The sequence below is a fragment of the Bradyrhizobium sp. USDA 4502 genome, from assembly GCF_054063355.1.
Window position 1 is genome coordinate 7,426,995 of record NZ_JBSSGF010000001.1, and the last position, 12,286, is coordinate 7,439,280.

10 protein-coding genes are annotated in these 12,286 nt (G+C 67.5%); 8 read left to right on the forward strand and 2 right to left on the reverse strand.

The window, feature by feature from the left end; translation table 11 throughout:
• Positions 1 to 96: 96 nt before the first annotated feature.
• The 8 genes from ubiE (at position 97) to ACVW1B_RS34605 (ending at position 10,322) form a co-directional block, all read left to right on the forward strand.
• A complete protein-coding gene (gene ubiE, locus ACVW1B_RS34570) occupies positions 97 to 858 on the forward strand; it encodes a bifunctional demethylmenaquinone methyltransferase/2-methoxy-6-polyprenyl-1,4-benzoquinol methylase UbiE (protein WP_028337562.1) in 762 nt (253 codons plus the stop codon).
• A complete protein-coding gene (gene ubiB / locus ACVW1B_RS34575) occupies positions 855 to 2,429 on the forward strand; it encodes a 2-polyprenylphenol 6-hydroxylase (protein WP_253605825.1) in 1,575 nt (524 codons plus the stop codon). The genes ubiE and ubiB overlap by 4 nt, the downstream gene beginning before the upstream one ends.
• 111 nt (positions 2,430 to 2,540) lie before the next feature.
• Entirely contained in the window at positions 2,541 to 4,007 is a 1,467-nt protein-coding gene (gene coaBC / locus ACVW1B_RS34580; RefSeq protein WP_253605824.1) for a bifunctional phosphopantothenoylcysteine decarboxylase/phosphopantothenate--cysteine ligase CoaBC, read from the forward strand.
• A 51-nt stretch (positions 4,008 to 4,058) separates the two neighbouring features.
• Positions 4,059 to 4,517, forward strand: coding sequence for a dUTP diphosphatase (gene dut / locus ACVW1B_RS34585; protein ID WP_076833820.1), 459 nt, complete (start codon positions 4,059 to 4,061; stop codon positions 4,515 to 4,517).
• A 518-nt stretch (positions 4,518 to 5,035) separates the two neighbouring features.
• The gene (locus tag ACVW1B_RS34590) at positions 5,036 to 7,546 is read left to right on the forward strand and encodes an ATP-binding protein (RefSeq protein ID WP_456822765.1); all 2,511 of its coding nucleotides are present in this window, start codon (positions 5,036 to 5,038) and stop codon (positions 7,544 to 7,546) included.
• Complete coding sequence (gene tsaE, locus ACVW1B_RS34595; protein WP_253605821.1) at positions 7,543 to 9,066, forward strand: tRNA (adenosine(37)-N6)-threonylcarbamoyltransferase complex ATPase subunit type 1 TsaE; 1,524 nt, start codon at positions 7,543 to 7,545, stop codon at positions 9,064 to 9,066. The genes ACVW1B_RS34590 and tsaE overlap by 4 nt, the downstream gene beginning before the upstream one ends.
• An 87-nt stretch (positions 9,067 to 9,153) precedes the next feature.
• Positions 9,154 to 9,474, forward strand: a complete 321-nt coding sequence (locus ACVW1B_RS34600) for a PilZ domain-containing protein (RefSeq protein WP_028337556.1) — start codon at positions 9,154 to 9,156, stop codon at positions 9,472 to 9,474.
• A gap of 125 nt (positions 9,475 to 9,599) precedes the next feature.
• Entirely contained in the window at positions 9,600 to 10,322 is a 723-nt protein-coding gene (locus ACVW1B_RS34605) for a nucleotidyltransferase family protein (protein ID WP_092081309.1), read from the forward strand.
• Positions 10,323 to 10,334: 12 nt separating this feature from the next.
• On the opposite strand, the gene ACVW1B_RS34610 is transcribed toward ACVW1B_RS34605, so the two are convergent.
• Together ACVW1B_RS34610 and ACVW1B_RS34615 are read right to left on the reverse strand one after the other, a co-directional pair.
• Positions 10,335 to 11,348 (reverse strand): DUF2891 domain-containing protein, encoded by a 1,014-nt coding sequence (locus tag ACVW1B_RS34610; RefSeq protein ID WP_456822766.1) that lies wholly within the window; start codon positions 11,346 to 11,348, stop codon positions 10,335 to 10,337.
• Positions 11,345 to 12,268, reverse strand: a complete 924-nt coding sequence (locus tag ACVW1B_RS34615) for a hypothetical protein (protein WP_253605817.1) — start codon at positions 12,266 to 12,268, stop codon at positions 11,345 to 11,347. Before ACVW1B_RS34615 ends, ACVW1B_RS34610 begins: the two co-directional genes overlap by 4 nt.
• Between the last annotated feature and the right edge of the window lie 18 nt (positions 12,269 to 12,286).

Here is a 12,286-nt window from a genome sequence, read left to right on the forward strand (position 1 = left end):
GGAGCGTTTTTCGAGCGAAGCCCGTCCGCACTTGATGGGGACGGCTACCGGTTCGCGTGAAGAAAGCGCGACCAAAAAGGGTAAGAGTTCTGAGTGATGGATCGGCCGGATCAAACCACCCATTTCGGCTTCAGGGACGTCCCCCTGGGCGAGAAGCAGACGCTGGTGAACGACGTGTTTCACAGCGTGGCGTCCCGCTACGACCTGATGAACGATCTGATGTCGGCGGGCCTGCACCGGGCCTGGAAGGACGTCATGATCACGACGCTCGATCCGCCGAAGGGCGACCGGCCGTTCGCGCTGCTCGACGTCGCCGGCGGCACCGGCGACATCGCGTTCCGGGCCGCCAAGACCGCGGGCGCGGGCTTTCATGCCACGGTCTGCGACATCAATGCCGACATGCTCGCCGTCGGCCGCGAGCGCGCCGCCAAGCAGCACCTCGATGACCGGGTGTCGTTCGTCGAGGGCAACGCCGAAACGCTGGGATTTGCCGACCGCGCGTTCGACGCCTACACCATCGCATTCGGCATCCGCAACGTGCCGCAGATCGACCTTGCGCTGCGCGAGGCCTATCGCGTGCTCAAGCCGGGCAGCCGCTTCCTGTGCCTGGAATTCTCCACCGTCGACGTGCCCGGCCTCGACAAGATCTACGATCTGTTTTCCTTCAAGGTGATCCCGCCGCTCGGCCGCGCCGTCACCGGTGACGCCGAGTCCTATCAATATCTCGTCGAGTCGATCCGCAAATTCCCGCGGCCCAACGCGTTCGCCGAGATGATCGGCGCCGCCGGCTTTGCCCGCGTGAAGTGGCAGAGCCTCTCCGGCGGCATCGTGGCGCTGCATTCGGGCTGGCGTTTGTGATCTCTGCACTGACCCACATCACGCGCCTCGCCCGCGCCGGTTTCGTGTTTGCGCGCGAGGGCGTGTTCGGCGTCGTCGATCCCGCGCTGGTGCCGCCGCCCGGGCAGCTCGCGCTGAAGCTGGCGCGGCTGATCGAGCGCCGCTCGGCCAAGTCAGGTCCGCGGTTGTCGCGTGCACTGACGCGGCTCGGACCCGCCTATCTCAAGCTCGGGCAATTCCTCGCCACCCGCCCCGACGTGGTCGGCGTGTCGATGGCGCGCGATCTCGAAAGCCTGCAGGACCGGCTGCCGCCGTTCGCGCAGGAGGCGGCCGAAACCGTCATCACGCAATCGCTAGAACGGCCGCTGGCGCAGGCCTTTGTGCATCTGGGCCCTGCGGTTGCCGCGGCCTCGATCGCGCAGGTGCATCGCGGCGAAATCGAGCGCGACGGCGTCCGGCAGCAGGTTGCGGTCAAGGTGCTCCGGCCCAATGTCGCCGCGCGCTTCCGCCGCGACCTCAGCGACTTCTTCTTTGTCGCGCACAAGGCCGAGGCGCATTCCGCCGAGGCGCGGCGCTTGCGCCTGATCGAGGTCATCAACACGATGTCGCGCTCGGTCGCGATGGAGATGGACCTGCGGCTCGAGGCGGCCGCGCTGTCCGAGATGGCCGAGAACACCCGCGACGATCCGGACTTCCGCGTCCCCGCGGTGGATTGGGATCGCACCGCGCACAGCGTGCTGACGATGGAGTGGATCGACGGCATCGCGCTGAACGATCACGTCCGGCTGGCGCAGGCCAAGGTCGACCTGCCCGATCTCGGCCGCAAGGTGATCCAGAGCTTCCTGCGCCACGCGCTGCGCGACGGCTTCTTCCATGCCGACATGCATCCCGGCAATCTGTTCCTCGACGAGGCCGGCCGGCTCGTTGCCGTGGATTTCGGCATCATGGGACGGCTCGGGCTGAAGGAGCGGCGCTTCCTGGCCGAGATCCTGCTCGGCTTCATCACCCGCGACTATCGCCGCGTCGCCGAGGTGCATTTCGAGGCCGGCTACGTGCCCGGCCACCATTCGGTGGAGAATTTCGCGCAGGCGATCCGCGCGATCGGCGAGCCGATCCACAACCGCACCGCCGAGGAAATCTCGATGGCGAAGCTGCTGACGCTTCTGCTCGAGGTCACCGGCCTGTTCGACATGCAGACGCGCCCCGAGCTGATCCTGCTGCAGAAGACGATGGTGGTGGTCGAGGGCGTGGCGCGCGGCTTCGACCCGAAGCTCGACATCTGGAAGATCGCCGACCCCGTGGTGCGCGAATGGATCACGCAGAATCTCGGCCCGGCCGGCCGCATCCAGGGCGCGATCTCGGGCGCGGGCGAGCTCGGCCGCATCCTCGCCAACCTGCCGTCGATCGCCAACCGCGCCGTCACGGTGCTCGAGCAGCTGGAGACCATGACGCTGGAGGGCCACATGCTGTCGTCGGACTCGATCGACGAAATGGCCCGCGCCGAGGCCCGCAAGGCGCGGGTGCAGACCGTCGGCCTCTGGGTCATTGCGATCGCCTCCATCGCGATCTTTTTCGCCATCCGGGCACACTGATTGCAATGCATGCACCATGTGATAGCATCGCTATCACACTTTATTTGAGCATGATCGCTCCCGGAAAACCGCTTCACACTTTTCCGGATCATGCTTTGAGGGCAGCACGCCATGGCCAGCCTGACCATCCGCAAACTCGACGACACGCTGAAGGCCTATCTGCGGCTGCGCTCCGCCAAAAACGGCCGCTCGGTCGAGGAGGAGGTGCGGGTGATCCTCCGGGAGCTCGCGGACGGCGGTCCGGAGCCCGCCGAGACGCTTGGGGCGGGTTCCGCGGCGGTTGCCGCCCCTGCTCCACGGGCCGCCAGCGCCGCCGGCGAGCCGCGCGTCACCCTGATCATCGGCGGGGGGATAGCGGCCTACAAGGCGCTGGATCTGATCCGGCGGCTCAAGGAACGGCACATCCAGGTCCGCTGCGTGCTGACCAGGGCGGCCCAGCAATTCGTCACCCCGCTCGCCGCCAGCGCGCTGTCGCATGAGCGCGTCTACACCGACCTGTTCGACGCCGAGAGCGAATTCGACGCCGGCCATATCCGCCTGGCGCGGGACTGCGACCTGATCGTGGTGGCGCCGGCGACCGCCGACCTGATGGCCAAGATGGCGCAGGGCCATGCCGACGATCTCGCCACCGCCACCTTGCTGGCGGCCAACCGGCCGATCCTGCTGGCGCCGGCGATGAACCCGCTGATGTGGAACAATCCGGCCACCCGCCGCAACGTGCTGCAGCTGCGCCGCGACGGCGTCCACACCGTCGGCCCCAATGCGGGCGAGATGGCGGAAGCCGGCGAGGCCGGCGTCGGCCGGATGGCCGAGCCGACCGAGATCGCCGCCGCCGCCGACCGCATGCTGCGCCCGCCGCAGCCACGTCCGCTAGCCGGCAAGCGGGTGCTGATCACCGCGGGCCCGACCCATGAGGCGATCGATCCGGTCCGCTACATCGCCAACCGCTCGTCCGGCAAGCAGGGCTTTGCCATTGCCGCCGCCGCGCGCGCCGCCGGCGCCGAGGTGGTGCTGGTGACCGGCCCGGTCGAGCTCGCCGACCCTCAGGGCATCTCCGTGACGCGCGTGGAGTCCGCGCGCGACATGCTGCACCGGGTCGAGGCGGCGCTGCCGGTCGACGTCGCGATCTTCGCCGCCGCGGTCGCCGACTGGCGGGTCGCCACCGAGGGCAGCCAGAAGCTGAAGAAGACCGCGGCCGGCATGCCGCCGCTGCAGCTGGTCGAGAACCCCGACATCCTCGCGACAATTTCCAAGCTGAAGGAGCAGCGGCCGCCGCTGGTGATCGGCTTCGCCGCCGAGACCGAGCATCTGATCGAGAACGCCAAGGCGAAGTTCGCGCGCAAGGGCTGCGACTGGATCGTCGCCAACGACGTCTCGCCGGCGACCGGGGTGATGGGCGGCGACCGCAACACCGTTCACCTGCTCTCGCGCGAGGGCAAGGACGTCACCGTCGACTCCTGGCCTGTCATGACCAAGGAGGAAGTCGCGACCGCGCTGGTGTCGCGCATCGCAAGAGCGTTTTCGAGCGAAGTGGTCACCGGTTCGCGTCAAGAAAACGCGACCAAACAAAAGGATTAGAGCATGATCCGATTCAATCGGATCATGCTCTAGAGCCGTAGGAACCGCATCGTGAGCGCCACCATCAAGGTCGAAGTCCACCAACTGCCGCACGGCGCCGATCTCCTGCTGCCGATCTATCAGACCGCCGACGCGGCCGGGCTCGACCTGCTCGCGGCGGTGCCGCAGTCGGCGCCGCTGCTGCTGCTCCCGGGCCGCTACGAGATGGTTCCGACCGGACTGACGATCGCGCTGCCGCCGGGCTACGAGGCGCAGGTGCGGCCGCGCTCCGGCCTTGCCGCCAAATACGGCGTCACGGTGCTGAACTCGCCCGGCACGATCGACGCCGACTATCGCGGCGAGATCAACGTGCTGCTGATCAATCACGGCCACGAGGTGTTCTCGATCCGGCGCGGCGAGCGCATCGCGCAGATGGTGATCGCGCCGGTCACCAGGGCCGAGCTGGTTCCGGTCGACGTGCTGCCGGCGACCGGGCGCGGCAGCGGCGGCTTCGGCTCGACCGGACGCTAGTGCGCGACGACTTCACTCGAGCGGCGGCGCCACTTCACCTCGCCCCGCGTGCGGGGAGAGGTCGGAACGCATCGTCAGATGCGTTCCGGGTGAGGGGGAGTCTCCGCGAACGCAGCTATCACCGGATATGCGGAGACGGCCCCTCACCCCAACCCTCTCCCCGTAAGAACGGGGAGAGGGAGCCAAGCGCCTTCGCATCGGAGAAGTGTGCGGACGAGCTCGGGAAGATCACGCTTCGTGCGCGCTCTCCGCACCAATACGGAGTCAATTCGCGTAAAATCCACGCCTCCCGGCGGCATTTTTTCACAGGGGATTCTGCGTTCACGGTCTGGACTCTTACTCGCCGAGTCCCGTTGGGACTATTCTGTTTTGATTCGAGCGCGACGGGGGGTCTTCGTCGGGCTGACTGGTCCTGCTTGGGCATGATCGGCGGACAAACGTCGTACGTTTGCCGTGAGGGAACACCGGTCTCCTCTTTTCCGGATCATGCCCGGGGTTTGTGCGTTCTGGGGCAACATATGTCGGGCGTAGTCGCGGCAATGCGTCGAACCCTGCTGTCATGCACCTCACTGGCGCGCGACGGCATGATTGGGCTCGCCATCACCGCATTGCTGCCGGCCCGCACCGCGTTGGCCGCCGAGAACCCGGTCGCCCAGGCGATGTCGGATCATTTCGGCTTCAATCACCAGGAGGTCGCGGTCCTCGCGACGTCGCTTGCGCTGGTCGGCTTCTCGGCCGTCGCCGCGATCCTCTTGATGCGCACCCGGGTGCGCGCGACGCGGAACGAGGAGCAGCTGCAGTCCGAGATCACGGACCTGCAGGCGCAATCGGACCGGCTGCGCGCGCTGCTGTTCGTCGAGCCGCAGGTCCTGATCTCCTGGGCCGCCGGCGACAACCGGCCGCAGATCTCGGGCGACATCTCGCTGGTGATGTCGCAGGAAGGCTCGCCGCAGCGCGTCCTCGCCTTCGGAACCTGGCTGCCGCCCGAGCCGGCGCTGCAGATGGATCACGCCGTCGACGCGCTGCGCGAGAAGGGCGAGGCGTTCCTGCTCAACCTCTCGACCTCGGCCGGCCGCGCCATCGAGGCGATGGGCCGCGCGATCGGCGGCCAGGCCATCGTGCGGATCCGCGAGCTCGGCGGCCTGCGCCGCGAGCTCGCCGAATCCAACCTGCGCTACAAGACGCTGCAGGAGGAAACCGAGCTGCTGCGCGATTTCGCCGCCGCCGCGCCGTGGCCGATCTGGGCCAAGAGCCTCGAGGGCAATCTGCGCTATGCCAACGCGGCCTATGTCCGCGCCACCGAAGGCAAGAGCGTGTCGGATGCGCTGCAGCGCAATCTCGAACTGCTCGAAAGCGACCAGCGCGGCGAATTGACCCGCGCGCTGAACGACAACGCCAATTATGCCGCGCGGCTGCCGATCGTGGTCAGCGGCGAGCGGCGGATCTACGACGTGCAGGCGCTCAAGCTCTCCGGCGGCAGCGCCGGCATCGCGATCGACGCCAGCGAAGCTGCGGCGCTGCGCGCGGCGATCGCTCGGATGGTCGAAGCGCACCGGCGCACCCTCGACCAATTGTCCTCGGGCGTCGCGGTGTTCGATGCCGACCGGCGGCTCACCTTCTACAACGAGTCCTATCGGCGGCTGTGGGGCCTCGACCAGGCCTTCCTCGACGGCAACCCCGACGATTCCAGCGTGCTGGACCGGCTGCGCGCCAACCGCAAGCTGCCCGAGCAGCCGGATTTCCGCGCCTGGAAGGCCAAGCTGCACGAGGCCTATCGCGCGGTCGAATCCGAGACCTATACCTGGTTCCTGCCCGACGGCCGCGCCATCAGCGTCGTCACCACGCCGAACCTCGAGGGCGGCGTCACCTATCTGTTCGACAACGTCACCGAGAGCCTCGACCTCGCCCGCCGCTACGACCGCCTGACGCGGGTGCAGCGCGAGACCCTGGACAATCTCGGCGAGGCGGTCGCGGTGTTCGGCAGCAACGGCCGCGCGGAACTGTTCAACCCGCCCTTCGCCAAGATGTGGAAGCTGCCGGCCGACGCGCTGCAGGGCGAGCCGCATATCGAGGCGGTGGAAGCGCTGTGCCGGCCGCTGTTCGACGACGCCCTGACCTGGCGCACGCTGCGCGAGCAGATCACCGCGATCGAGAACCGCGCCCAGGTCGCGCTCAAGCTCGAGCGCAAGGACGGCAGCGTGCTGAATTGCATGACCATCCCGCTGCCCGACGGCAAGACGCTGCTCGCCTTCCAGGACATCACCGACACCGAAAATGTCGAGCGGGCGCTGCGCGAGCGCAACGAGGCGCTGGAAGCCGCCGACCAGATGAAGGTGGATTTCGTCCACCACGTCTCCTACGAGCTGCGCGCGCCGCTCACCACCATCATCGGCTTCGCGCATTTCCTCAGCGATCCCTCGACCGGACCGCTGACGCCGAAGCAGGCCGAATATCTCGACTACGTCACCAAATCGACCAACGCGCTGCTGGCGCTGACCAACAACATTCTCGATCTCGCCACCATTGACGCCGGCGCGATGAAGCTCGAGCTCGGTCCGGTCAATATCGGCCAGGCGATCGAGGCCGCCGCCGAAGGCATCCAGGACCGCCTCGCGACCGACCGCATCACCCTCAAGGTCGATATCGAGCCCGACATCGGCGCCTTCGTCGGCGACGAGCGGCGCGTGGTGCAGGTGCTCTATAATCTGCTCGCCAACGCGGTCGGCTTCTCGCCGCACGACGCCACCGTCACGATCAGCGCGCACCGCACCGAGCACAGCGTGGTGTTTGCGGTGACCGACGCCGGTCCCGGCATTCCGGCGGAGATGCGCGACAAGGTGTTCAACTGGTTCGAGAGCCATTCGCACGGCTCGCGGCACCGCGGCGCGGGCCTTGGCCTGTCGCTGGTCCGCTCCTTCGTCGAACTCCATGGCGGACGGGTGCGCGTCGATTCGACCGTAGGCCGCGGCACGACCGTGACCTGCGACTTCCCGATCGACCAGACCGCACATCGCAACGCTGCTGAATGACGGCGACCTCGACATTCTCGGTGGCACTCGCGAACGAGACCGCGACAGCAGAGCTGATGGCCGACCTCGCGCTCCTGATCGGCGCCGGCGACGTCATCACGCTGTCCGGCGACCTCGGCGCCGGCAAGACCACGGCCGCGCGCGCGTTGATCCGCTACCTCGCCGACGACGACGCGCTGGAGGTGCCGAGCCCGACCTTCACGCTGGCGCAGAGCTACGAGCTGCCGTCGTTTCCGCTGGTCCATGCCGACCTCTACCGCATCAACGACGCCGGCGAGCTCGAGGAGATTGGGCTGTCGCCGCTGCCCGACGACGTCGTGGCGCTGATCGAGTGGCCGGAGCGCGCGCCCGACGCGATGCCCGCCGACCGCATCGATATCGCGTTCAGCCATCGCCCGGCGCTCGGATCGGCGGCACGCGCGGCCGAGATCACCGGCCATGGCAAGGGCGCGGCGAAGGTCGCGCGGCTCAACGAGCTGCGCCAGTTCCTCGACCGCGCGGGCTTTCTCAATGCCCGGCGCGAACGCATGCCGGGCGATGCCTCGACGCGCTCCTATGCGCGGCTGCGCAACGACGACGGCACCGTCATCCTGATGAACTCGCCGCGCCGTCCCGACGGCCCGGCGATCTACAGCGGCCAGTCCTACAGCGCAGCGGTGCATCTCGCCGAAGACGTCAGGCCGTTCGTCGCGATCGGAAACGGCCTGCGCAAGCATGGTTTCTCGGCGCCCGCGATCCGTCACATCGATCTCGGATCCGGCTTCCTCGTCACCGAGGATTTCGGCGCCGAGGGCGTCATCGAGGGCGACCCACCGCAGCCGATCGCCGAGCGTTACGAGGCCGCCGTCGACATGCTGGCGGCGCTGCACCGCGAGGTGCTGCCGGAGCAATTGCCGCTGACGTCGGACGAGAGCTACGACATCCCGGTGTTCGACATCGACGCCTGGCTGATCGAGATCGGGCTGATGCTGGAATGGTACCTGCCAGACCGCGGCGCGCAGCCGAGCGAGGAGCTTCGCGCCGAATTTCTCGGGATGTGGCGCGGCCTGCTGGAGAAGCCCGCAGCCGCACCGCAGACCTGGGTGATCCGCGACTTCCATTCGCCGAACATCATCTGGCTTGCCGAACGCACCGGCATCCTGCGCGTCGGCGTCATCGATTTCCAGGACGCGCTGCTCGGCCCCGCGGCCTATGACGTGGTGTCGCTGCTGCAGGATGCGCGGATCGATGTGCCCGAGCAGCTCGAGCTGTCGCTCTTGACCCGCTACATCAAGGCGCGGCGCGCGACCGATGAAAGCTTCGATCCGGCCGGCTTCGCCGAGCTCTATGCGATCATGTCGGCGCAGCGCAACACCCGCCTGCTCGGCACCTTTGCGCGACTCAACCGCCGCGACGGCAAGCCGCAATATCTCAAGCACCAGCCGCGGATCTGGACCTATCTCGAGCGGTCGCTGGCGCATCCGGCGCTGACCAGCTTCCGCATCTGGTACACAGCCAACGTCCCTCCTCCAGTACCGTAGTTTACGGGTTATTAGCCTCGCCTCCCCTAAGGTTGCGGAGCCCGCACCTGATCCATGGCGCGGCCGGATCTGGAGCGGGACCACACGATGGGGACGGAACGACGCAAGGGCGATCGTGTCACGTTTGAGCGCGGCATAGCAGCGCACATGATGGGCATCGACGGCACCTGGCGGCGCGACTGCACCATGGAAGACGTGTCGGAGACGGGCGCCAAGCTCTCCGTCGACGGCTCGGTCGAGGGCCTGAACCTGAAGGAGTTTTTTCTGCTGCTGTCGTCCACAGGATTGGCCTATCGCCGCTGCGAGCTGGCATGGGTCAATGGCGACCAGATCGGCGTCAACTTTCTCAAACAAGGCGACAAGAAGAAGAAAACCGCCAGGCGCGGCACGCAAGCTGCCGACGTCTAGGCCAGGGTCGTCATTGCCGTCTTACGGCCGTCATGTCTCGTGACTATGGCGTCTGATTGATGTGCTTGCCGAATCGCCGTGATATGATCGGCGCATGAGAGATGATGACCGAGAATATCCGGAAGATGCCCGTCACTCCCCATAAAGCCATGGTGCTCGCTGCGGGCCTCGGCGTGCGCATGCGCCCCCTGACCAACACGATGCCGAAGCCGCTGGTCAGCGTCGCCGGCCAGCCGCTGCTCGACCATGTGCTCGACAAGCTCGCCGGCGCCGGCGTCAGCGAAGCGGTCGTGAACGTGCACTATTTGCCCGACCAGATCATCGAGCACGTCAAGCCCCGCAGCCGTCCGCGCGTGATCATCTCCGACGAGCGCGACCAGGTGCTCGGCACCGGCGGCGCGGTGGTGAAGGCGTTGCCGCTGCTCGGCGATGCGCCGTTCTATCATCTGAACGCGGACACGATGTGGATCGACGGCGTGCGCTCCAATCTGGCGCGGCTCGCGGAAACCTTCGATCCCGCGCGGATGGATATCCTGCTGCTGATGGCGCCGACCGCTACGAGCATCGGCTATGGCGGGCGCGGCGACTATTCGATGTTGCCGGATGGCGCGTTGCGCAAGCGGCGCGAGCACCAGGTGGTGCCGTTCGTCTATGCCGGCGCCGCGATCATGTCGCCTGCGCTGTTCGCCGACGCGCCGGCCGGCGAGTTCTCGCTGACCAAGATATTCGACCGCGCCAACGAGCAGGAGCGGCTGTTCGGCCTGCGCCTCGACGGCGTCTGGATGCATGTCGGGACTCCGGACGCGATCCAGGCTGCGGAAGAAGCTTACCTGGAAAGCGTCGCGTAGGCGGCGCCTTCGTCAGCCATCGGCGTCGATCGCGAGCACCGCGAAGCTCGCAAGCCAGTGTTCACCCATATAGTCGCTGGCGATATGCGGCAGGCCGGCGTCGCGATGCCGGCGCGCGGCATCCTGCAGGATCGGACGGCGCGCATCGGCCGCCGGCAACGCACCGGCCAGCGCCCGCCAGCACCATGCGCGGCTGAGATTGAGCCCGTCGAGATGTGCCAGCTTGCCATCCGAGCGATCGGTGACCGTGGCGGGCCGGAACAGGGTTGCGGGTTCGCGCAGCTCGAGCCGCGGCAGGAAGCGGTCGAACCAGGGCAGGAAGTCACCCGGTGCCAGCAGCCGGCGCATGCACTCCGCTTCGATCAGCGCGGACGACTGGAAGTCATCACCGCTCGGCTCACCCCAGGCGGGGCAGTCCTGATCGGCGCCGTACCAGCGCAGCGCTGTGTCGCGCAACAGCGCGCCGAACGCATCGTCCTGTGTCACCGCGGCGTAGTCGGCTGCCATGCGCAGTCCGAACGCGGTGTTGAAATGGGTGCCGACCCGCACCGGATAGGTGGCGAGCGGCAGGAAATCGCGGTAGCGCTGCGCGAAGATCTCGGCGAGCGGAGCGATCCGATCGCGCCAGTTGGTGTTCTCGACGAGCGAGAGCTCTGCGGCGAGCTTCAACAGCCAGCCCCAGCCGTAAGGCCGCTTGAAGCCGCGCGCGGTCGGGGCGGCGAGATAGCTGCATTCGGCCACGGTCTTCTCCGCAACGAACTGCGCGTCGAACAGCGCGCGGATATCGTCCGCCGCCTCGGATGAGGGATAGCGGCGCAACAGCCGGGCAAGCATCCAATAGCTGTGGACGCAGGAATGCCAGTCGTAGCTGCCGAAGAACACCGGATGCAGCTCGCGCGGCGTGCGCGCATCCTGCGGCCCCGCCAGCACGTGATCGGGCTTGTTCGGATATTCGCGCGTGACATGGCCGAGCGCGATGCGCGCGAAACGGACGGCGAGGTCTTCGGTCAGGATCGTCGCGCTCATGGTGAGGCATTCTCCTTGCACTCGCGGCGAACAAGCATTTCGATCAGCCGCGGCGTCATATAGATCGGAAACTGCGTGGCGGCGAAGAACAACGCCGTCATCGGCGACACCGCGGCGCCCATCGCCGACCAGACCAGTCCGACATTGCGGTTGCCGAGAACGAGGCCACTTGTCAGCCGTGCAGCCAGATTGCCCGGCGTGAGCAGCGCGCCACACAATTGCAGGGCAAGATTGCAGGCGAAGGCAAGGCCGACGCAGGTGAACGCGGCGGCCGGTTGCGCTTCGATCTGAGCACGCACCCCGGCCATGGTGGCGATCGCGAACAGCAGCAGCGAGGCCAGCACGAGCGCGTCGATGATGCGCGCATGCTGCACCAATCGTGCAGCGGCCTGACGGCGCAACAGCAACGCCAACGCGCCGGCGCCGCCAACCAGGAGGACCAGCCGCGTCGCAAGCGCCAGCGGATCGAGCGCGAGACCGGCAAATCCCGCGGCGATCAGCGGCACGGTAACCGGCGCCAGCGCCATCGACAGCAGCGTCACGGCAAGCGGAATGGTCGCATCGAAGCCGAGCATGCGCGCGACGGCCGCCGTGCCGCTCGACGGTGGCGCACACACCGACAGCACCAATGCGACGATCAGCTCGGGTCGAAAGCCGGCGCCGCGCGCGGCAAGGCCGACTGCAAGCGGGCTCGCCAGCATGGCCAGCGCCGGCAACAGCAGCCAGACCAGCGGCCGCCGCAACGCGCGCCGGAACGCCGTGCCGTCGACCTGGAGGAAGGTGCCTAGCACCAGAACGAAGATCGCCGCCGCCATCAGCGGGCGGGCGCCGTCCGCCAAGGCGGGGAAAGCCAATCCTGCCAGCACGCCGATGATCAGCAGTGTCGGCCCGCTTGGCACCAGCCTCGCAAATCTCGCCAAATTCCTGGGTCCCGTCGT